Annotated in this window: 16 protein-coding genes; 3 read left to right on the forward strand and 13 right to left on the reverse strand. The window is 54.4% G+C overall.

Translation table 11 applies throughout. The features are described 5' to 3' along the window. Positions 1-117 precede the first annotated feature (117 nt). Both A3EQ_RS0105555 and A3EQ_RS0105560 read right to left on the reverse strand, forming a co-directional pair. The gene (locus A3EQ_RS0105555) at positions 118-969 is read right to left on the reverse strand and encodes a 3-hydroxybutyryl-CoA dehydrogenase (RefSeq protein WP_020154195.1); all 852 of its coding nucleotides are present in this window, start codon (positions 967-969) and stop codon (positions 118-120) included. An 18-nt stretch (positions 970-987) separates the two neighbouring features. Then, on the reverse strand, positions 988-2,175 hold the full coding sequence (locus tag A3EQ_RS0105560) for an acetyl-CoA C-acetyltransferase (protein WP_020154196.1): 1,188 nt from the start codon (positions 2,173-2,175) through the stop codon (positions 988-990). Between the two features lie 555 nt (positions 2,176-2,730). Between A3EQ_RS0105560 and adhP the strand changes: the two genes are divergently transcribed. After that, positions 2,731-3,747 (forward strand): alcohol dehydrogenase AdhP, encoded by a 1,017-nt coding sequence (gene adhP / locus A3EQ_RS0105565; protein ID WP_020154197.1) that lies wholly within the window; start codon positions 2,731-2,733, stop codon positions 3,745-3,747. Between the two features lie 280 nt (positions 3,748-4,027). On the opposite strand, the gene A3EQ_RS0105570 is transcribed toward adhP, so the two are convergent. The 5 genes from A3EQ_RS0105570 to speE all read right to left on the reverse strand — a co-directional run bounded on the left by A3EQ_RS0105570 (position 4,028) and on the right by speE (position 11,310). After that, positions 4,028-5,194 carry a TraB/GumN family protein gene (locus tag A3EQ_RS0105570; RefSeq protein WP_026499768.1) on the reverse strand — a complete coding sequence of 389 codons (1,167 nt, stop codon included), beginning with the start codon at positions 5,192-5,194 and terminating at the stop codon, positions 4,028-4,030. Between the two features lie 790 nt (positions 5,195-5,984). After that, positions 5,985-8,099 carry a (Fe-S)-binding protein gene (locus A3EQ_RS0105585; RefSeq protein ID WP_026499769.1) on the reverse strand — a complete coding sequence of 705 codons (2,115 nt, stop codon included), beginning with the start codon at positions 8,097-8,099 and terminating at the stop codon, positions 5,985-5,987. A gap of 244 nt (positions 8,100-8,343) precedes the next feature. Next, entirely contained in the window at positions 8,344-8,784 is a 441-nt protein-coding gene (locus A3EQ_RS0105590) for a DUF1934 domain-containing protein (RefSeq protein WP_020154202.1), read from the reverse strand. A gap of 781 nt (positions 8,785-9,565) precedes the next feature. Further along, complete coding sequence (gene speB / locus A3EQ_RS0105605; RefSeq protein WP_020154205.1) at positions 9,566-10,444, reverse strand: agmatinase; 879 nt, start codon at positions 10,442-10,444, stop codon at positions 9,566-9,568. Between the two features lie 35 nt (positions 10,445-10,479). After that, entirely contained in the window at positions 10,480-11,310 is an 831-nt protein-coding gene (gene speE, locus A3EQ_RS0105610; RefSeq protein WP_026499770.1) for a polyamine aminopropyltransferase, read from the reverse strand. Between the two features lie 1,122 nt (positions 11,311-12,432). Here speE and A3EQ_RS0105630 point away from each other — a divergent pair. Next, positions 12,433-14,523 (forward strand): transglycosylase domain-containing protein, encoded by a 2,091-nt coding sequence (locus A3EQ_RS0105630; protein WP_020154210.1) that lies wholly within the window; start codon positions 12,433-12,435, stop codon positions 14,521-14,523. Positions 14,524-14,784: 261 nt separating this feature from the next. Here the strand turns inward: A3EQ_RS0105630 and A3EQ_RS0105640 are convergent, their stop codons facing one another. The 5 genes from A3EQ_RS0105640 to A3EQ_RS0105670 form a co-directional block, all read right to left on the reverse strand. Continuing rightward, positions 14,785-15,312 carry a YwhD family protein gene (locus tag A3EQ_RS0105640; RefSeq protein ID WP_020154212.1) on the reverse strand — a complete coding sequence of 176 codons (528 nt, stop codon included), beginning with the start codon at positions 15,310-15,312 and terminating at the stop codon, positions 14,785-14,787. 23 nt (positions 15,313-15,335) lie between these two features. After that, positions 15,336-16,016 (reverse strand): site-2 protease family protein, encoded by a 681-nt coding sequence (locus A3EQ_RS0105645; protein ID WP_020154213.1) that lies wholly within the window; start codon positions 16,014-16,016, stop codon positions 15,336-15,338. 184 nt (positions 16,017-16,200) lie between these two features. Continuing rightward, a complete protein-coding gene (locus A3EQ_RS20680) occupies positions 16,201-16,743 on the reverse strand; it encodes a YwgA family protein (protein ID WP_040369162.1) in 543 nt (180 codons plus the stop codon). Between the two features lie 32 nt (positions 16,744-16,775). Then, positions 16,776-18,077 carry an HD domain-containing protein gene (locus A3EQ_RS0105660; protein ID WP_020154215.1) on the reverse strand — a complete coding sequence of 434 codons (1,302 nt, stop codon included), beginning with the start codon at positions 18,075-18,077 and terminating at the stop codon, positions 16,776-16,778. Positions 18,078-18,224: 147 nt separating this feature from the next. Continuing rightward, positions 18,225-18,449, reverse strand: coding sequence for a DUF1450 domain-containing protein (locus A3EQ_RS0105670; RefSeq protein WP_026499772.1), 225 nt, complete (start codon positions 18,447-18,449; stop codon positions 18,225-18,227). A gap of 317 nt (positions 18,450-18,766) precedes the next feature. Here A3EQ_RS0105670 and A3EQ_RS0105680 point away from each other — a divergent pair, with 317 nt between their 5' ends. Beyond that, positions 18,767-19,471 carry an RsfA family transcriptional regulator gene (locus A3EQ_RS0105680; RefSeq protein WP_020154219.1) on the forward strand — a complete coding sequence of 235 codons (705 nt, stop codon included), beginning with the start codon at positions 18,767-18,769 and terminating at the stop codon, positions 19,469-19,471. Positions 19,472-19,568: 97 nt separating this feature from the next. Here the strand turns inward: A3EQ_RS0105680 and ltrA are convergent, their stop codons facing one another. Further along, positions 19,569-20,831: a group II intron reverse transcriptase/maturase gene (gene ltrA, locus A3EQ_RS0105685; protein WP_020154220.1), complete on the reverse strand. Its 1,263-nt coding sequence runs from the start codon at positions 20,829-20,831 to the stop codon at positions 19,569-19,571. Between the last annotated feature and the right edge of the window lie 560 nt (positions 20,832-21,391).

Genomic DNA, 21,391 nt, shown 5'->3' on the forward strand with positions numbered 1-21,391 from the left:
GGGAAACGTCCGGCATTCCTGAGCAGGGAACGATGACGATCCCGGCCGTTCCTTCCATTCTATTGGCTAAAGCCAAGTTCGGCGGTTTCTTTTTCATCTCGGGTCGAAACCGTTCCTTCAATGATACTGGTAAAAGCCCCTTCCCGTCTTTCTCCCCAGCCATCCGGCCTTGACGTACTTCCGAAGCAGCGGGCAGGGCCGGTATTTGTCGTCGCCGAGTCCCTCATGGAGGGTTTCCATGATCGAGAGGCAGGTGTCGAGGCCGATGAAATCCGCCAGTTCCAGCGGCCCCATCGGATGGTTCATCCCCAGCTTCATGATTTCGTCGATCGCCTCTTTCTCCGCCACCCCTTCATACAGGGCGTACACGGCTTCATTGATCATCGGCATGAGGATCCGGTTGGAAATGAAACCGGGAAAGTCATTGACTTCGACGGGCGTCTTCCCGAGCCGCACCGCCACCTCTTTGACCGCGGCAAAGGTCTCCTCCGCCGTCGCCAAGCCGCGGATGATTTCCACCAGCTTCATGACCGGCACCGGATTCATGAAATGCATCCCGATCACCTTTTCCGGCCGCTTCGTGGCCGCGGCAATTTCCGTGATCGGCAAGGAGGAGGTGTTCGTGGCCAAAATCGCATGGTCCGGCGCGGCCTCGGCGAGGGTTTTGAAAATGGACGTTTTCACTTGCATATTTTCCGTCGCCGCTTCAATGACCAGGTCGCAATGTTTCGCATCGGCCAAATCCCCGGTTCTTCTGATCCGCCCGAGGACCGCCCGCATCTCTTCTCCGGTCATTCTTCCTTTCTCCACTTGCCGGGACAAATTTCCCTCGATCGTTTGGATCCCCCTATCCAGTGCCTCGTCGGATACGTCGTGCAAATATACCGTAAAACCGGCTTGGGCGCAGACTTGGGCGATGCCGGATCCCATCTGCCCGCTTCCGACCACCATGACGTTTTTGATCTCCATCCGCCTATCCCCCCGTCCTTATTGTTTTGGCACCTCGATCATGACCGCGTCTCCCTGGCCGCCCCCGCTGCAAATCGCGGCGACGCCGATGCCGCCGCCCCGCCTTTTCAGTTCATAGGCAAGGGTGAGGATGATCCGGGCGCCGCTCGCGCCGATCGGATGTCCCAGTGCGACCGCCCCGCCGTTGACATTGACTTTTTCCGGATCGATGCCCGCGATCTGGATGGAAGCCAAGGCGACCGCCGCGAAGGCTTCGTTGATTTCATACAGGTCGATTTCCTCTTCCGCTTTGCCGGTTTTTTTCAGGATCTCTTTGATAACGAGCCCCGGCGTTTTCGGAAAATCCTTCGCCGGAACGGCGACTTCGGCGCCGGCAATGAGATAGGCGAGGGGCTTCAGCCCTTTCCTTTCCGCGTATGTTTCGCTTGCCAAAAGCATGGCGCATGCGCCGTCGTTCACTCCCGGGGCGTTGCCCGCGGTAATGGTCCCGTCCGGGTCAAAGGCCGGCTTTAACGCGGCCAGCTTTTCGAGGGACGTGTCCCGCCTCGGCCCCTCGTCTTCCTTGACGACGTGAACGGTCCCCTTCTTCCCGGGAACTTCCACGGGGACGATTTCCTCCGCCAATCGCCCCGAATCCAGCGCCGCAACGGCCCGCCGGTGGCTCCTTAAAGCCCACTCGTCCTGCCTTTCCCTCGTAATCTTCAATTCTCGCGCGGCGAGATTCCCGTAATGCCCCATATGCACGCCGGTAAAGCTGCAGGTCAGGCCGTCGTAAATCATTAAATCTTTGATCGACGAATCTCCCATGCGGTAACCGAACCGGGCATCCGGCAAAATGTAGGGCGCGTTCGACATCGACTCCATGCCGCCGGCCACGGCGACCTCCGCCTCCCCGGAGCGGATGAGCAAATCGGCGATGGCCACGCTGCGCATGCCCGACGCGCACACTTTATTGATCGTTTCCGTCCTCGTCTTCCAGGGAAGTCCCGCAAGCCGCAGCGCCTGGCGGGACGGCAGCTGCCCTTGCCCCCCTTGCAAAACCGTCCCCAGGATCACATGCTCCACTTCTTCCGGATCCGTATTTCCCCGCTTCAACGTTTCTTTAATGGCAATCCCCCCCAACTGGGCGGCGGTGAGCCCGCTCAACGCCCCCCCGAGCTTGCCGAAGGGGGTCCTCGCTCCGGCGAGGATGACTGTTCGCGCCATTCTCCCAATCCCCTTTCCAAGGCATGATGGCAAAGACTCCCGGTTTTCCTGCAACCGGGGCAAATCCGGTAAGGCAAGAAACACTGCCGGGTTTGCTGCCCGCCCGGTCCCCCGGAAAACCGGCAAAAACCGCAACCCCTGACCGTTGATCGACTGAGCGCTCACTCAATTTTTTCATACAAGAAAAGGGACAAATTCTGTCCCTTCCTGGAGTGATCTACTTTAATCTTACCCGATAAGCGGGAAATGTCAACGCTTTCATTTTCGGTCGTGCGAAGGCTGAATCCGGCTCCGGAAGGGAACTCGGGAAAGGATGGACGCCAGGGGCAGTATTGTTGAATTGTGCTGTGATGTCCCGGCGGCCTTGAAAAAATCGATCCGGCGGGAACCCCGCCTGCGGCCCTTTCCCATGGAGGAGTGCCCCATATTCAAAAAAAATTCAAGATTTACGATTATTGGAAAGAATGATGTACATAGTTTGTGAAATGTTGAACAATCACATTTTTCGAGTTATAATGAGCTTGGCTTGATTATCCCGCAAAGGAGGAATACAGAATGAGGGCAGCCGTAGTGAGCCCGGACAAAGACAAACTTGTTGAGGTGAAAGATGTCACTTTGCGCCCGCTGCAATACGGGGAAGCACTGGTCGATATCGAGTATTGCGGCGTCTGCCATACGGATCTCCATGTGGCCAAGGGTGACTTCGGACATGTTCCCGGGCGGATTCTCGGCCACGAAGGTGTCGGGGTCGTACGGGAAATCGCCGACGGGGTAACCAGCTTAAAGGTCGGCGACCGGGTCAGCATCGCCTGGTTCTACGAAGGATGCGGACATTGCGAATATTGCGTGACCGGAAATGAAACGTATTGCCGGAGCGTCAAAAACGCCGGTTACACGGTGGACGGCGCGATGGCCGAACAATGCATCGTCAAGGCCGATTATGCGGTCAAAGTCCCCGACGGACTGGATCCGAAAAAAGCGACGAGCATTACCTGCGCCGGTGTCACCACCTATAAAGCCATCAAAGTCTCCGATATCAAACCCGGGCAATGGATCGTCATCTATGGCGTCGGCGGTCTCGGCAACTTGGGGGTGCAATATGCGAAAAACGTGTTCAACGCCAAAGTGATCGCCGTCGACATCAACGATGAAAAATTGCGCCTGGCCAAGGAAGTCGGAGCCGATTTCACGTTCAATTCCTTAAAAGGCGATCCGGCGCAATGGATTCAAGAAGAATTCGGGGGTGCCCATGCCGCCGTTGTAACTTCCGTTTCCAAAACCGCCTTCAACCAAGCGGTTCATTCCGTCCGTCCGGTTTCCAAAGTCGTCGGGGTCGGATTGCCGCCGGAAACGATGGATTTGGAAATTGTTAAAACCGTCCTGGACGGCATCCAAGTGATCGGTTCCCTGGTCGGGACGAGAAAAGATTTGGAAGAAGCGCTCATGTTTGCCGCCGAAGGCAAAGTCGATCCTGTCGTTCAAACCCGCAAACTGGAAGAAATCCGGGATATCTTCCGGGAAATGGAAGAAGGAAAGATCCAAGGCCGCATGGTCATCGATATGAAAAAATAACGATGTCTGCCTTGGAGAGGATGTGCGCGAAAGGCGCGCATGATCATCGGCATAAAAATACCCCCCTTCCCGAGATAACGTTCGTGCGTTTTCGCACGGACGTTATCTTTTTTCGGGTACATAAGGAGGCATCGTTGAACCAAAACCGTCCTTCCCCTGCGCCAAACATCCCTGCGCCTTGCCGGTTCCCGGCACGGGGGATTTCGGGACCGCTTCGCCGCTTCACCGGCAGTTTTTCCCGCCTTGCCGCCATCTGCAAATTTGCCATGGGAGAGACCGGTCAAACGTTTTGGAAAAAGAGCCGGACGATATCGACGCCCGCAATGAAAGTGCCGACGGAAGTCGCGATGTTGGTCAATATCACGATCAGTAAGATCCGGGTCACCTTGTTGTTCCAAAACCCTTTTACGCTCATGATGTCTTCGGCCAAGTTTTCAAAATCCCTCACGCTCGGCCTGCGGATGAACGCCTGGACGAGCCCGGCAAACCAACCGGAAGCCAGGAGCGGATGCAAAGTCGTCAACGGGGCGGCCACAAATGCCGTCAAAATCGTGAGGGGATGCCCGAAGGCCGCGGCCGCTCCCGCCGCCGAGAAACTGCCCGTCCACAGAACCCAGCTGAGGGTTTGGTCGACCCCGGCGGAAGGATTGAGAAAAAAGGTGGCGGCGATCAGGACGACGATCAGCGCCGGAAGCAGCCAACCGAGAAGGTGGAATCTCCTCTTTTTGACCGGAACTTCCTCAAGTTCCCCCAAATCATGGTCCCTTTCAATTTCCCTGATTACGCCGGGCACGTGGGCCGCGCCCAATACGGCCACGATTTTTTCGCCGGGGGCCGTTTTGATTTTTTCCGCCAGGTATTGATCCCGTTCGTCAACAAGGGGTTTCTTCAATTCGGGAAATTGGTCGGCGAATTCCTGGAGGATCGTCTGGATCATGTCCTGCTCCTTCATTTTTTCCAATTCTTCCTCGGAAATCGTCTCCCGGGAAAAGATGGCGGAAATGACTTGGGCAAGGAGCAGGGATTTCCCTTTCCATCCCACTTGGTGCCAAATGCGGGAAAAGGTCGTTTGAATGTCCCGGTCGGCCAGCACCAGCCGAGCCCCCGTCTCTTTTGCCGACTCGATCCCCTGGATCATTTCCTGCCCGGGGCTGATGCCGAATTGCCGGGCCATCCGTTTCTGGAAAGAGGACAAGGCCAGGTTGGCGAAGAGCAGCGCGGCCTTCTTCTCTTTGATCACCTGAAAAATGTCCATGTCCTTCCAACGGTTTCCTTCGGTGATCGCCTGATAGCGCTGCCGATCCAATTCCACGCAAACGGCATCCGGCCTCTCCCTTTCGATGACTTCCTTCACCTGCTCCGCGCTTTGCCTGGAAATATGGGCGGTGCCGATAAGGATGATTTCCTTTCCGTTCCAATGGATTCTCGTCAGATTGTTTTCCGTCATTGCCTGTTCCTTTGCGTCTTGATCTGGAATACGGGTCTCCGGCATGGCTTTCCTTCCTTTTTCAACGGTATTCTTTCGGTATGAAAAGTTCGTAATTTTATATTACACGATCCTTGAACCGTCGTGCCATCCGTTTTCCGAAAATGTCCGGCGTCCGGAGGGATCCTTCGCCCCAAAGGCCGGGGGACAGGGGTTGCAAAAGGGTCAAGTCCTCATGTTTGTGTAAATTCCCGCTCCATGTCCCAGGAACACAGTCTTCCGGGAATGGATCCGCTTTGCGCCCGCTTCTTTTTACACAAATTTTTGGACTTCATCTTGCAAAAGTGCGGAAAGACGTTCCAGTAGTGGCCTTTGTTTCATATGCAGGCTGCAAATGCGAGGGATACCGTTCCGAACGTCTTTGTTTGATGTGCGAGTTGCAAATCCGCGGAAATTCGTTTCCGGCTCCTTGATTAAATATGCGGGTTGCAAATCTGCGGAAAGACGCTTCAGTCGTGTTGATCGATATGCGGTTTGCGAGGGGACAGGAACAGGCTTCAGCCGCCGAACGATTTGAAGTCCGCAAAGCATAAACGGACAGGTTTTCAGCCGTTCCAGAGCGGTCATGCGCGAAAGACGGGCAAACAAAATCCCCGCTCCGAAAAGCGGGGCAGGCCGCTGCCGTTTCTTCCCATCCGGGCAGCCGCAATCCGGCCGGAGTTTCAGGCATCCCATCTTTCCCGCAGAGGGATGAACAAGCCGGGCGGGAAGAAAGGGGTGCGCCGGCGGCTTTTAAAATCGGGATGCTTTCTTATGAAACAAGCGTTTGTCGCCCGTTGCCGCATACGGCCTTTTCCAAAATTTCGGCGACGTCGTAGGTTTTGATCCGATCTTCCACTTCCTTCGCCTTCGTACCGTCGGACAGCATCGTCAGGCAGTAGGGGCAGGCGGAACTGATAATATCCGGGTTCACTTTCAGCGCCTGTTCCGTGCGGGCCACGTTGATGCGATGGCCGGTATTCTCCTCCATCCACATGAGGCCGCCCCCGGCGCCGCAGCACATGGCGTTTTCCCGGTTCCGTTCGATCTCGACGAACTTGACGCCCTTGATCGATTTCAAAATTTCCCGCGGCGCATCGTAGACGCCGTTGTAGCGGCCCAAGTAGCAGGAATCGTGGAAGGTGACCGTCTCGTTGACCGGATATTTCGGCACGAGCCGCCCTTCCTTGACCCATTTCAACAGCAGCTCGGTATGGTGATAAACTTCTCCCGTAAAACCGAAGTCCGGATACTCGTTTTTGAACACATTGTAGGCATGCGGATCGATGGTGACGATTTTTTTCACGCCGTTTTTCTCGAACTCTTCGATATTGGCCATGGCCAATTCCTGGAACAGGTATTCATTGCCCAGCCGGCGGGCCGTATCGCCGGAGTTTCTCTCTTTATTTCCTAGGATGGCAAATTTGACGCCGGCGATATTCATCAGTTTCGCGAAGGACAGGGCGATCTTTTGGCTGCGGCTGTCGTAGGAACCCATCGAACCGACCCAGAACAAATATTCGAAGTCTTCCCCTTTTTTCTTCAATTCTTTTACCGTCGGGATATAAACATCTCCGCGGAGTTCCCGCCAATTTTCCTTTTCCTTCCGGTTCAAGCCCCAGGGGTTGCCCTGCCTTTCGATGTTTTGCATCGCCCTTTGGGCGTCCGGGTTCATCCTTCCCTCCGTCAAAACCAAATAACGGCGCAAATCGATGATCTTGTCGACGTGTTCGTTCATGACCGGGCATTGGTCTTCGCAGTTCCGGCAGGTGGTGCAGGCCCAAATTTCCTCTTCGGTGATAACGTCGCCGATCAGGCTCGGCTGATAAGCGAGCGACGCCGCCGACTGTTGGCCGCCGCTTGATCCCGCCTGCAAGGCCAGCCGGTTCCCCAGGGTATCGGAAAACATAAATCCCGGCACCCACGGCTGTTTCGAAGTGACCGCAGCCCCGTAGTTGGTCAGATGATCCCGCAGTTTCACGATCAAATCCATCGGCGAAAGCATCTTTCCGGTCCCGGTCGCCGGGCACATGTTGGTACAGCGGCCGCATTCGACGCAGGCATACAGATCGATCAGCTGGAGGCGGGTAAAATCTTCGATTTTCCCGACGCCGAAGGATTCCTGGGATTCGTCTTCAAAATCGATCTTGTTCAATTTTCCCGGTTTATCCGGCCGGCTCACGAACACGTTCACCGGCGCCATGATCAAATGGAAATGCTTCGATTGGGGGATATAGACCAAAAAGATCAGCAGCACGAGCAGGTGAATCCACCAAAACAGGTAGAACAGGACGAACGCCCCGGTTTTGTTCAAAAAGGAAAACCCGAGGGCGATGGCGGAAGCGACCGGCTCGCTCCAGCCGGCTTCCCGTCCCTCCCAGATCATCATCATGCCGTTGCCGAACAGGACGGCAAACATTAACGTGCCGATGAAGATCAGAACGAGGCCGTTTTTCAATCCCCTTTTCAAACGGACGAGCTTCTCAATATAACGGCGGTAAAAGGCCCAGGCGACGGCGGTCAAGACGAGGAGGGTGACGATTTCCTGGAAAAAAGTAAACCAGGGATATAAGGGCCCCAGCGGCAAGTGGGAGCCGGGCCGGATCCCTTTCCAGATGAAATCGACCGCCCCGAATTGGACGAGGATAAACCCGTAGAACATCATGACGTGAATCGCGCCGCTCTTTTTGTCCTTCAGCAGCTTCTTCTGTCCGAAAACATAAACGACGAACTGTTTCACCCGTTCCTTGAGACGCTTATCGAATTCCGCCTTTTTTCCAAGTTTCATATATTCGATTCTCGTCTTGACCACGTAAACGAACAGATAAACGGCGTAAGCGGTTACAAGAACGGCAGCCAGCAAATTGGTCCAAAGAAATGCATCCATCCCCATCTACCCCTTTCTCCTGTGGTCCCCGAATAACGCCTCGTCTATTACCGCAGGCGGACGAACGGGGATTCCCCATCCCCTTTGCCGCACCGAGATCGGCCGTTTTTCATCGGATTTATGTCTATTATACATCAATGAATGAGCATTCAGTCAATATTTTTTTAAAAAGCGGGGAGCCGGGGCGGCGGATTTGCGGCTGCCGGTCTTTCAACGGAAGACGGGCGCCGGAGGAGAAGGCCCCTCAAATTACCGCTTTTTCGTCCTCCTGGAAGGTAAAGGTCAATTGGTAAGTGCCCACATCCACCTGTTCCATGATCAACCCGTAATGGATTTTCAGCGTCCCCTTCTTTAAGTCCGGATCCCATTGAAAATCCAGTTCCTTCGTATTGGTCGTCAAATAAAAGGTCCCCAATTCGGTTTCGAAGGTCCCGCTCATTAACCGGTCCCTTTTATACGCCTGCCGCATGTTCAACGAACCCGACCGCAGGATGAGGACTTCATCCTCCTTGATTTTGACGGTCGTATGGATCGTTCCGGAATCGATGATTTCGTCATATTTCAAATAGTAAATCCCGTCTTTCTTATGAAAACGCCCAAAAGCGATCAGCTCATACTCCTCGCGGACCCCGTCCTGAAAAATGGACGTTTTTAACGATATTTTTACCGGGAATGAAAATGACACTTCACCACATCCTTTTTGCAGGGAAAATTCCGTATGCAGCACCGGCGGTGTCCGGCCGGTGACGGTTCCGGCAAAAAAGATCCGGCGGTTCCGCCGGCGGTTTTACGGGTTCTCCCGCCGGGCGCCGGCAGCCGATTCGCCGGCGGAATCCCCCGGGGGAATCCCTTTCCTCCAAAGAATCATTTTCCCTCGGGAACCGGGGAACCTTGTTCCCTTTCAAGATTCCCGTTTTAGGAATCCCGCCGTTTTCACCCCGGCCGAAAAACCCCTTCCGGCCGCGGACAAACCCGGCAGCCAATATCACCTGCCGAGGCGGCAGGCGATCCGGCGATAAACGTTCCCAGCAATATTTTAACAAAAGCCGGGGGGTGTTTAAAGGAAGGGGAATGGGAGCCGTTTCTTTTCCCGGGGATCATTGAAGGCGGCGGAGAAGGACCTTCTCGGCCGCGGCAAGGCGGACCCTCGTTCGTAAAAAGCGGGGAGCCGGCGAAACCGGCACTTTTCCGCAAGCGGGGTCGAGGTTGTACAGCCCGTTTCCGTTTTTGTATGCCGGCGAAACCGGCATTCCCCCGCATGGCACGGCCGTTTTCCTTTCCCGGGCGCGTCCTCCTCCGGGGGAACCGGCCATAGAAAGGGAAATCGGCGGGATTGGATCGGAATGTTGATGTATTGCTTTAAAAAAAGCGAGCCAAAGGAAGCAAAAATCGGCCCCATCATGCGGAGAACCGTCCATACGGATTTTCTTGGCGAAAGCGGCGGGAAGAGGAAGACGGGTCTTCCCCTAGGATTTTTTCACCCAGCCGAGGAGGATTTCCCGGACGAGTTTGGCGGCGACGATCTGGGTCTGTTCGGTCGGATCGTAAACCGGCGCCACTTCCACGACGTCCGCCCCGATGATACGGACATCTGCCAGGGCGAGGAGCCGGACGGTTTCCAGCAGCTCTCTCGAGGTGATTCCCCCCGCTTCCGCCGTCCCGGTTCCCGGGGCAAAGGCCGGGTCGAGCACGTCGATATCGATGGTGACATACACATGCCGCCCTTTCAATTTTGGAAGGGCCCGTTTCAGCGGTTCCGCCACGTCAAATTTTGCGAGATGCATGCCCGACCGGGCGGCAAATTGAAATTCTTCCCTCGTCCCGGACCGGATGCCGAAGGAAAAGACGTTCTCCGGCCCGATCAGATCGACGGCTTTCCGGATCGGGGTGGCGTGGGACAGCTCTTCCCCTTCGTATTCCTCGCGCAAATCGGCGTGGGCGTCAATATGGATCAGGGCAAAATCCTTTCTCCTTTTGTGAACCGCGCGGATCACCCCCCAAGTGACCAGATGTTCGCCCCCCAAGCCGAGGGGAAATTTTCCATGGTCCAAAATTTTCCCGGCGAACTCCTCGATCATCGCCAGGCTCCTCGAGGCGTTGCCGAAGGGCAGCGGGATATCCCCCGCGTCAAAGTATTTGACCTCCGTCAAATGCCGGTCCAAATAGGGGCTGTATTCCTCCAGGCCGACGGACGCCTCCCGGATCCGGGCCGGGCCGAACCGGGAACCCGGGCGGAAAGAAACGGTCCAGTCCATCGGCATGCCGTAGATGACGGCTTCACTTTTTTCAAAATCCGGGCAGCTCCCGATAAACACTTTTCCGGAATAGGCTTCGTCGAATCGCAACCAGAGTCCCCCCTCATTCATGGAAAATGGAGAAGCTATTTCGTCAAGTCTTCGACAAATTTCGGCAGAACGAACGAGGCAAAATGGTATTTTTCCGTATAATATTTCGTATCGATCGGGTAGAACCGATCCTTTTCCACCTTCAGCGGATCGTACTTTTTCGACCCGAGGGTGAAGGTCCATAAACCGCTCGGGTAAGTCGGGACATTGGCGGTATACAAGCGGGTGATCGGGAAGATTTCCTTGACATCGGCAAAGATCTTCCGGATCAAATCCCCTTTAAACCACGGGTTGTCGGTTTGGGCGACAAACAGGCCGTCGTCTTTCAGGGCGTTGGCGATCCCGGCGTAAAATCCTTTTGTAAACAGTTGGACGGCCGGGCCGATCGGTTCCGTCGAATCGACGAGAATCACGTCATAACGGTTTTCGCTCTCGGCGATATGCTTGAATCCGTCCGCGACCTTCACCTCCACCCGGGGATCGTCCAATTTTCCGGCGATTTCCGGCAAAAATCTTTTTGCGCTCTCGATGACCTTTCCGTCAATTTCCACAAGGGTCGCCTTCTTCACTTCCGGGTGTTTCAAAATCTCGCGGATGACTCCCCCGTCCCCGCCGCCGACCACAAGAACCTCTTCCGGCTTCGGATGGGTGAACAGGGGAACGTGGGCCATCATTTCGTGATAGACGAACTCATCCTTCTGGCTCGTCATCACCATGCCGTCCAATAAAAGCATGTTCCCCCATTCTTCCGTTTCCACCATTTCCAGCATTTGATATTCGGTTTTTTCCGTCTGCAAAGTTTTCTTTACCTTCATCGTGATCCCGAAATTTTTCGTCTGCAATTCCGTAAACCATAGCCCGCTCATCCGTGTCTCCACCTTTCTTTCCATTTCTATTCTATCCCTTTCGATTTTTCCCACCCTAAAAAGTAAACATGAAAAGTATAAAAACACGGGCCGAAAAATGCAAGGAGATTTTTTGTCCAAGGCCCGAGGGCAAAGTCGTCGTGTTCGGCTTCCGGAGCGGCATCCGGGCCCTTTTTGAGCGGCGGGAAAGGGAATGCCATTTTTTCCACACTTCCCGTACGAAAAGCGACGGAGAAAGCCCGCTTACGTTGGCCGTCCGAATCTTCCCGGCCGGCAAAAGGCGGGCGCGGATCGCTTCGTCCGGAATCATCAGCGCCTTTGACGCATCGCAGCGGATAGCGGACACCGGAAGGGATGACGGACATTCTCCTCGCGATGATGGACGTTTTTTCCGGGATGATAAATATTTTTTCTTTCATGGCGGACAAATTTTTTTCCATGTTGGACAAAAAATCTCCAATGATGGACCGACCGTCGAAAATGTCGGACATTCCCATGCGATGTCGGACAATTTTTTTCAAATGCTGAACCATCCGGTCGAAATGTTGGACCATCCGTCCGGAAAGCCAAAGGGAATGTCGAACGATTCATTCAAGATGTTGGACAAACGGTATCGTTTTTTGAACGTTTTGCAAAAAATGTTGAACATTTCTCCTTGTCTCCTTGGCTGTTGAACCGTCCGGTCGCGAAGAAAAATAAAATGTCGGACATTCCTGTCGGATGTTGAACACTGGGCCCCACGCCGACCGATGATCCTTTCGGCCCGCGGCCGGAAACCATGCCGCGGCTTGGGAAACGCGCAAAGGAAAAATAAATTTTAAAGCGCGGTTCCCGCGATTTTTTTCGGTTTAAGGCCGCGGAGCGCGCATCCCCGGATCCCCAGGGCGGGGAATTGTCCGGCGCGCCTCTTTTGCAGCTGCGGAAACCCGGCCCCTTTCGCCTGCCGTCCCCCGCCCTTTTCGCCTGTTCATCCCCTCCCGGTTCCCGCGTGAAGGCCGCCTCTCCCCTTGCCCGAAAAATCTCCCCTCCCCGGCCGGTTTTCCGGGTTTAATTTTTTCCCTTGTTTTCCATACTTTTAAAAAACCCTTTTTGCCCGCCTTTTTCCGGAAAGGAGGTTTTCCTGTGGAAATATTGACGGATCCCCCCGGCAACAAAAACAAAAAAATCTTTCGCATCCTGCTGCTGGTCGGGGCGGGTTTCCTCCTGTTCTCCTTCTTGAGCTATTCGGGCCTCTTCCTCTACGCCAAAATGGCCGGGCCGCCTCCCTTGACCGTCCCCCAATCCACGGTCTATTACGCCGACGACGGTACGGTGATCGGAGAAACGGACAGCGGCGGAAAAAGGTATTGGGTAGGGCTGGACGAGATCTCCCCCTATTTCAAACAAGCGGCCATCGCCGTTGAAGACCAGCGTTTTTATTCCCATTCGGGTTTCGATTATAAACGGATTTTGGCGGCGATTTTCGCCGATCTGAAAGCGATGGCCAAGGTGCAGGGAGCCAGCACCATCACCCAGCAGTACGCCCGGAATTTGTATTTGACCCATGACAAAACGTGGGCAAGGAAAATCAAAGAGGCTCTCTATACGATCCGGCTGGAAGCCAATTACGGGAAAGATGAAATATTGGAAGGCTATCTCAATACGATCTATTTCGGCCACGGCGCCTACGGGGTGGAAGCCGCCAGCCGGTTTTATTTCGGAAAAAAGGCGAAGGATCTCGATCTGGCCGAGGCCGCGATCCTGGCCGGCATTCCGAAGGGGCCTTCCCTTTTTTCTCCCGTCATCTCCTTCGAGCGGGCAAAGAAAAGGCAGAAGCTCGTCCTTAAAAAAATGGCGGAAAACGGGATGATTTCCGAAGAAGAGGCGGAAGAAGCCTTTCGGGAAGAGCTTCACATCGCGGGAAAACATCCGGTCCGGGAAAAAATCGCCCCCTATTTTCAGGATGCCGTCCAGCAGGAACTCAAACGGGTGATGGGGCTGGACGAGCGGACGATCGCCCTGGGCGGCCTGAAAGTGTATACGTCCCTGGATCCGAAAATGCAAAAATCGGCGGAAGAAAACATGGCGAAGACCTCCCCCGCCGGCTCCGGCATCCAGGCGGCCCTGGTCGCCATGGATCCGCAAACGGGATTCGTCAAGGCGATGATCGGGGGAAGGGATTACGCCGAGTCCAGCTTCAATCGGGCGGTGAAAGCCATCCGCCAGCCGGGGTCCACGGTAAAGCCCTTTCTGTATTTCGCCGCCCTGGAGCACGGCTTCACCCCGTCCTCCACCTTGCGGAGCGAAGAGACGACCTTCTATTACGACGAAGGGCGCAGGCAATACGCGCCGAAAAATTTCAACGGCCGCTACGCGGAAGGGAATTTGACGATGGCCCAGGCCCTGGCGCTGTCCGACAATATTTATGCGGTGAAAACCCATCTTTTTTTAGGGATGGAAACGTTGAAAGAATATATGGAGAAATTCGGGATCACGTCGAAGCAGGAGGCGGTTCCGTCCCTCGCCTTGGGCACCTCGGGGGTGTCCGTCATCGAAATGGCCAAAGCCTACAGCCTCTTCGCCAACGGCGGAACGGCGGTCGAACCCCGCTTCATTCAAAAGGTCGTCGGCAAGGACGGACAGGTGATCTACGAATATAAAAAAAAGACCCGGCAGCTGTTGGATCCGAAAACCGCATTTGTCATGACCCATATGATGACGGGGATGTTCGACCCGAAGCTGAACGGTTACGCCGCGGTCACCGGCAGTTCGATGCTGAAGAAGGCCACGCGGATCTACGCGGGAAAATCCGGGTCGACCAATACGGACAGCTGGATGATCGGGTTTACGCCCGACCTGTTGGCCGCCGTCTGGACGGGGTACGACGATAACCGGGCCATCGCGGGCAGCCGGGAAAAGGCCTTCGCCAAAAATCTTTGGATCGGGTTCATGGAAGACGCCTTGAAGGGGAAACCGCTCCGCTCTTTCCAGCCGCCGAAGGGGGTGACCGGGGTTTGGATCGATCCCACCACCGGGCTTTTGGCCACGGATTCCTGCCCGGTCAAACGGCTGACCTATTATGTGGAAAACACCGAGCCGACCGAATTTTGCGCGGAACATCCCCATCTCCCGCCCGATTCGGAAAAAGGCGCGGAACCCCGGCACCGGGAGATCGAGGACGGGAAAAAGGCAGGGAAGCCTTGGTACCGGCGGTTTTTCGACTGGTTCGACTAGCCTGCCCGAAAAAGTCGAGCCGGAACAGGCATCTGTTCCCGGAAAAAAATGACCGTGAAAGAAAACGCAGCCGATGGCCCCTCCCGGGGGATGGCTGCGTTTTTCGTTTCCGGAAAAAACTTCCGAAGCTTCCGGCGCTGCCGCGAATCTTTCATAGCGCGGGAACGGATGATGTCCGAACGTTCGTTTTGGGGAACATTCGGCTCTCCGACGGGCGGGAAACCCGGTCAATACCCGCCGGGCCGGATCCGGAAAACCGGCTCATTCTTCCTCCAAATCTTTTTTCAGTTTTTCATCGGAACGCTCCCACATGCCCGGATCGTGGTTTTTCAGAAAATCGGCGAGCACCTTCTTCGATTCCTTGTCCATGTGGCTGACGATAATGTGGCCTTTTAACGATTTGTCCATCCGGTTCACATGCTCGGGCAGGGATTTGTACCCCCTCCGGATGGAACGGTCGACGGTCAGCTCGCAGGCGGTCACGCCGTGATAATAGGGGCCTTCTTCCTTCCGCTCGACCGTCACCCACACCAGCCAATAGGGTTTTCCGTTCGGCACTTCCTCCTTGTTCGGGAGAAACTTGATCCCCCTTTCCACCTGGCTTCGCGCATGCATTCCGCCCATGTCGATGAAGGCCCTTCTTTCTTCCACGTCGATGAAGACCGGCGTCACGTTTTCCAGGTTCAGGACACCGGTTCCGAAGCCCCTGTGCCCGTCCGTCGGATCGTTTTTAATAATGGTAAATTGGATCTGTTTTTTCTCCTTTTTTTCTTCTTTTTCTTCCGCCATTTTTCCAACCCTCCTTGCGTCCGTCAGGCGAAGACTCCCAGGAAGATGCCGATGATGAAATGATACAGGGCGGGGACCACGTATTGGAACAAAGGTCCGATCGTCAAATGATAAAGGGGGTCGACGAAAATCAGGACGAGAAAGATGATCAGTCCGTACGCTTCCAGGGCCGCCATTCTCACCCGGACATGGGCGGGAACCAGGTCTTCCACAATCCGGTAACCGTCCAGGGGAGGCAGCGGAAGCAGATTAAACACAAAGAGAATGAGATTCAATTGGATGAACACGTTGAAAAATTGGGCCGCATAGGGGACCCACACCGATCCGGAAAAGGCGGAAAACAGGAGAAACAGGCAGGCGCCCCCGATAAAAGCCAAGAGGAGGTTGCTTAACGGCCCCGCCGCGGAAACGACCACCCCCGCCAGCCTCGGGTTTTTAAAATAAAAACGGTTGACCGGAACCGGCCTTGCCCAGCCGAACCCGGCAATGAGCAAAACGACCGTTCCGATCGGATCGAGATGGCTGATCGGATTGAGGGTTAGTCGCCCCTGGTTTTTCGCCGTCGGATCGCCGAATTTGTAAGCGAAATAGGCATGGGAAAACTCGTGAACGGTGAAGGCGATCAAAAGCGAAATGACGATAAACGGCAGACTTTGCAAATCATAATATAAAATCGAATTCAAAAATTGAATGAATCCTTCCATATCATCCGCTCCCCGAAAATGTTGCGCCTGAAAAAGTGAAGGGATGCGCCGTTTTCCGGCGGGGGCCCCGTCCCGGCGGAGCCAAAGGGACGTCCCGCCTTCCGGCTTCGTCCGGGAGGACGCCGGCTGAATGAGGGATGCTCCCTTCCATTTTCACGCGAGGTTCTTCCCGCGGCTGCCGCCGTTACATGCGGATCTTTTCGCGGCTGTCATCGTCCGCCTTGTACAGCTCCTTCAGCCGGGCAATATATTCATAGGCTTGGTCGATTTCTTCCTCCGTATATCCCTGTTTGCTTTTTAGCGAATGGATCTTTTCCGTCACCGCAAATTTCGGCAACGACTCAAAATAAAGGACGGTTGAAACGAGTTCCAAAAAACGTCCGCTTTTTTCATTCATATCCAAAAAGCAAGGTTTTAAGAACGGAAAATCCTCTTCCAACGGAAACATTTTCAAAAATTCTTCTCCGGAACCGGTGATGGAATACCTGTACTGCACGTAGCCGCCGATCTTTTCCGCCCGTTCCACGAGGAAGCCCATATTCACCAGCTCTTCGATCCGGAGGGACAGCTCCTCGGAATAGGGGCCGAAAAAATGGAAGTCGAATTTTTCCTGGAAAGGGAAGTTTAGCTTCTTGGCGATATAGATCATTTTTTGGAATTTTTTCCGGCCGGCGATTTCCCCCGAGGCCCTGACGGCAAACAAGATTTTCGCATGTTCCAACAGCATCGCTTTCCACTCCCAGCGGATGGTATCCCGGATCACGGGATATTCAGCAATTTTCTTATCGTCCGTTTCACGTTTTTCTTTGACGATTCATCCAGCAGAAAATCGAGGGGAAAATACAATTTGTGATCGGTTCGCCTTTTCCCGCTGATGGCTTCGACGATTTCCGATTCCTGGGACAATTCCCGCAGTTCCCCTCCCGGCATTAGGAGAAAGATGGGCAGCCGTTCCCCCTCCTCCCCCGGGCGGTAGAAATCGTAGGGAAGATCCGAGGAAGAATCGATAACCAGATAGTATTCCGGATCGATGCCCGCCTTTTTAAACAAGGATACGAGTTCAAGATATTTTGGGTATTCTTTCGCCGGATCGAATTCGGTATATTTGAACAGCCGGCGGTTGATAAAGCGGTCGCACAGATCCCTTAAGACCGGGTCCTCTTCCTCCTGCCAAACCTGGAAATAATAGAAAACGACCGATTCGTCCAAATGCAGGTATTCATCGAGGGAGATGCCGCCGGCGAACAACGTGAGGAAATGGACCGGCGGATGTTTGAACGGATAGCCGTTCCGGTACAGGTTTTTTGCCCGGTGCAGGATATTGTTTAAAATCACTTCCCCGCTCCTCGTTACCGGGTGGAAGTAGACCTGCCAATACATCTGGTACCGGCTCATGATGTAATCTTCCACCGCGTGCATCCCGCTTTTTTTGAAAACCACCTGGTCTTCGTAGGGGCGCATGATCCGCAAGATCCGTTCCATGTCGAAATGGCCGTAACTGACCCCGGTGTAATAGGCATCCCTCAGCAAATAATCCATCCGGTCGGCGTCGATCTGGCTGGAAATCAGGCTTACGATCAATTTGTTCGGATAGGTTTTGGCGATCACTTCCGCCACTTTTTCCGGAAAGCCGTTCCCGACGCGGCGGAGCACCCGGTTGACTTCGGTGTCGCCCAAAATGATCGCCCGGGTAAACTTTTCATGGTCCAGGTCAAAGACCTTTTCGAAGGAATGGGAAAAGGGGCCGTGCCCCAAATCATGCAAAAGGGCGGCGCAGAGGGAAAGGAGCCTTTCTTCCCCGCTCCATTCCCTTTGCCCGTCAAACACGTCGTCGACGATGCGGCGGACGATTTCGTAAACGCCGAGGGAATGGCTGAACCGGCTATGTTCCGCGCCGTGAAAGGTCAAATAGGTCGTTCCGAGCTGCCTGATCCTCCGCAAGCGCTGGAACTCCTTCGTGCCGATCAAATCCCAAATGACCCGGTCGGAAACGTGGATGTAACGGTGAACCGGATCCTTAAACACCTTTTCTTCATCCAATTTTTCCGCAGCGTACGCCATGGGCAATCATCTTCCTTCATTTTTCTCCGCCCGCGGGAAGGCGGTTTTTCGGTAAAAAAGAAACATCCCATAAACGTTCCTTTTCTGCTGAACCGGGATGTTTCGGAAGGGTTTCGCAAAACCACGAGGGATCAAAAGGACGCTTCTTCACAGCCCCAATTTTCCCTTGATCTTTTCCACCAATTCCTCTTCGGTGAAAGCGGCGACGGGGCGGTTGTTCACGAAGGCGAAGGTCTTCTTTCTCCCCGGGCCGCAATAGGATTGGCACCCGATTTGTATCTCCGCATCCGGATCGATCTTTTTCAGCTTCGGGATTAAGGTTTTTAAATGAACCGCCTGGCAGTCGCCGCACACCCTGAAGACATTGGCCATCTCCGGACATTCCTTTCCGAGGAACCGCAACGGGGATTCCCGCCGCGGCAAAAAGCGTATCCGAACAGCCGCTTCCCGGAACGCCCCTTGCGGCCGTTATGAACGATGATGTAACTAAAACGTATTTTACAGATATTTTTTTTCCATATCAAGGAATCGGGCGGCAAAACCGGAAAACCGCCGTTCCTTCCGGAAGACATGCGCCCTTTCCGAAACTAGTATCCTTTCATCTCTTATTGTATAAATCAAAAAAAAATTGTCCATGCTGATTAGTAACGCGATAAACATCCAAAAATAAAATCAGGGAGTTGAAGAAGATGAAAGTTCGCCAAGATGCATGGACGGAAGAAAATGACCTGCTTCTTGCCGAAACCGTTCTGCGCCATGTGCGCGAAGGGAGCACCCAACTAAACGCCTTCGAGGAAGTCGGGGACAAGTTGAACCGGACGAGCGCCGCCTGCGGGTTCCGCTGGAACGCCGTCGTCCGCAAAAAATACGAAAAGGCGCTGGAACTGGCCAAAAAGCAGCGGAAACAGCGGCAAAGGTACTTGGGAAAGGATCACTCCGGCAAGAAAAAACTACTCTATCAACCGCCGATGCCGTCTGAAGAGGAATTGAAGCTGCTCGCGGCTCCCGCTGTCATGGACGCGGACGAAGCCGCCGGAAGCGGAGGCGGCGGGGAAAGGCCCCAGGATGTTTCCCATCCCGGCGAAAGCCTGACGCTGCCCCATGTCATCCAATTTTTGCAAAATCTGCACCTTTCCACCCTGCAATCCGGTTCGGAGAAACTGGAAAACGAACGTTTGAAAAGGGAAAATGAAGATTTGAAGAAAAAAGCGGAAGAACTGGAAAATAAAATAAAAGAATTGGAGCGGGAAGCCGAAGCGATGAAGGAAGACTACGAAACGATCATGAAAATCATGAACCGGGCGAGAAAGCTGGTCCTGTTCGAAGAGGAAGAACGTCCGGCCACCACCTTTAAAATGGACAAAAACGGAAATTTGGAAAAAATGGCCGAATAGACGTTTATCGGCGCAACCGGGAAGATCGAGTAGGAGGGGGCGGCTAACCCCCGTCCCCTCACACCACCTAGCATGCGGGTCCGCACTAGGCGGTTCGTCAACCTTGACGGAGTTCGAAGTATCGTTGCGTCAAACTTTTGAGACCTTGGGCCTTCCAGTAGGACTTTCCCAGTGCTTGGTGCAGTTGAGGAGTTTTTGTTGTCCGCCATGCCCCTTTTCGGGTATTCGCAATCTCCAAAACCGTTCTCTCGTTCAGCCCCAGTGCCCTCAATTCGCGCATTCTCGTTCTCACCCGTTTCCATTGGAGCCATAGGCACAGTCGAAGCCGTCGACGCACCCATCCCTCCATGTTCCTGAGAATGGATGGGGTTTCGATGAGTTGGAAATACCCCATCCATCCCATGGTGTATTGATTCACGCGACGAATGCGTTCTTCCATTGGGAGACTCCAGTTGGGATTAGTTGATTGTCGAATGCGCTGTTTAAAGCGTTGAATCGACTTGGGAGCGAGGCGAATGCGTGCTTCCCGTTCCGGTGTAAAGCTGAATCCAAGAAACGTACGCTTCCACGGACGGTCCACGGCGCTTTTCTCCTCATTGACCTTGAGTTTGAGCTTCTTCTCTAAGAACCGTTGGATGCCTTGTTTCACCCGTAATCCTGCCCGTAGACTTTTTACGTAGATATTGCAGTCGTCTGCATAACGGCAGAATTTCAGTCCCCGTTTCTCCAATTCCTTGTCCAGATCATCGAGAAGGATGTTCGCAAGCAGAGGACTGAGCGGCCCGCCTTGCGGCGTCCCTTCCTCCGTCTGCACCTTCACCCCTCCGATCATGACGCCGGCTTGCAGGTACGCGCGGATCAATTTCAGCACGCGTTTATCTTTGACTTTCCGGGCAACCCGGCTCATCAGGATATCGTGGTTGACCCGATCAAAGAACTTTTCCAGGTCGATGTCCACGACATACCGGTATCCTTCCCGGATGTATCGTTGCGCTTGCCGAACGGCGTCATGGGCGCTGCGGCCAGGACGGAATCCGAAGCTGTAGGGAGAGAAGTCCGGGTCAAAGATCGGCGTCAGTTCCTGGAGGATGGCCTGTTGGATCAACCGGTCCATCACGGTGGGAATTCCTAACAGCCGTATGCCGCCGTTGGGTTTCGGGATTTCGACCCTGCGGACAGGCGTCGGCCGATAGGTTCCCTCCAAGAGTTGGGCTCGAATCGAGCTCCAGTGCGTCCGGATATAATCACGGAGTTGATCAGTCGATACTCCGTCGATTCCCGGCGCTCCCCGGTTGGCTTCGACCCGTTTGAGCGCCGTGATGAGGTTGTCTCTCGCTAAGATGCGTTCCAACAGAGCCATTTCAGTTCTTCTCCTTCCGCGGGATGAGATTCAGGTCTTGCCGGGCTGTGCTCAGCCCTTTGACTGAGGACCTCCGGGCTTCACCCATCTTTCCTCAGTCAAGTTCCTAAGGGGAATTCTGCTTCCACGCACAGCATCTCGAAAGAGTCTGATTCACCCCTGAGTTGACGTTCGGCCCTTCCTGTTTCAGGCGTCCCTTACTCCAGTACTATGGCCTCTGCTGACTCCTGTACGTTCAATAGAACCTTTCGGTTCTGGTTACCATCGTCAGAAGGCGTTCCGTACAGGCCTCCCCGGATAAGGGCGGACACTTTCCACTCATGCACCTGCCCAATATACCTCCACAGCCCTTGGCGGCTTGGGACTTCGTCTTGTTTCGCAGACTCGTCCGACTGTGACGGCCTCCGATTGGGTTCGTGTACCTCAGGTCGAGTGTTTGCCTCCAGCTTCCTTCGGATTCCGCCTCACAGCGGACACCCTTGCCTTCAGCTAACGGTAGGCGCTCGCCAGCCCCCGTTCGGGACTTTCACCCTATAGCGTCACACCCATGCCGGGCGTAC

Source organism: Caldibacillus debilis DSM 16016 (assembly GCF_000383875.1).
GTDB classification, from domain to species: domain Bacteria; phylum Bacillota; class Bacilli; order Bacillales; family Caldibacillaceae; genus Caldibacillus; species Caldibacillus debilis.

Coding starts and splice junctions, on each gene's coding strand:
- A3EQ_RS0105555 (WP_020154195.1), bottom strand. CDS start 969: ATGGAGATCAAAAACGTCATGGTGGTCGGAAGCGGGCAGATGGGATCC.
- A3EQ_RS0105560 (WP_020154196.1), bottom strand. CDS start 2,175: ATGGCGCGAACAGTCATCCTCGCCGGAGCGAGGACCCCCTTCGGCAAG.
- adhP (WP_020154197.1), top strand. CDS start 2,731: ATGAGGGCAGCCGTAGTGAGCCCGGACAAAGACAAACTTGTTGAGGTG.
- A3EQ_RS0105570 (WP_026499768.1), bottom strand. CDS start 5,194: ATGACGGAAAACAATCTGACGAGAATCCATTGGAACGGAAAGGAAATC.
- A3EQ_RS0105585 (WP_026499769.1), bottom strand. CDS start 8,099: ATGGATGCATTTCTTTGGACCAATTTGCTGGCTGCCGTTCTTGTAACC.
- speE (WP_026499770.1), bottom strand. CDS start 11,310: ATGAGCGGGCTATGGTTTACGGAATTGCAGACGAAAAATTTCGGGATC.
- A3EQ_RS0105640 (WP_020154212.1), bottom strand. CDS start 15,312: ATGGCGGAAGAAAAAGAAGAAAAAAAGGAGAAAAAACAGATCCAATTT.
- A3EQ_RS0105645 (WP_020154213.1), bottom strand. CDS start 16,016: ATGGAAGGATTCATTCAATTTTTGAATTCGATTTTATATTATGATTTG.
- A3EQ_RS20680 (WP_040369162.1), bottom strand. CDS start 16,743: ATGCTGTTGGAACATGCGAAAATCTTGTTTGCCGTCAGGGCCTCGGGG.
- A3EQ_RS0105660 (WP_020154215.1), bottom strand. CDS start 18,077: ATGGCGTACGCTGCGGAAAAATTGGATGAAGAAAAGGTGTTTAAGGAT.
- A3EQ_RS0105670 (WP_026499772.1), bottom strand. CDS start 18,449: ATGGCCAATGTCTTCAGGGTGTGCGGCGACTGCCAGGCGGTTCATTTA.
- A3EQ_RS0105680 (WP_020154219.1), top strand. CDS start 18,767: ATGAAAGTTCGCCAAGATGCATGGACGGAAGAAAATGACCTGCTTCTT.
- ltrA (WP_020154220.1), bottom strand. CDS start 20,831: ATGGCTCTGTTGGAACGCATCTTAGCGAGAGACAACCTCATCACGGCG.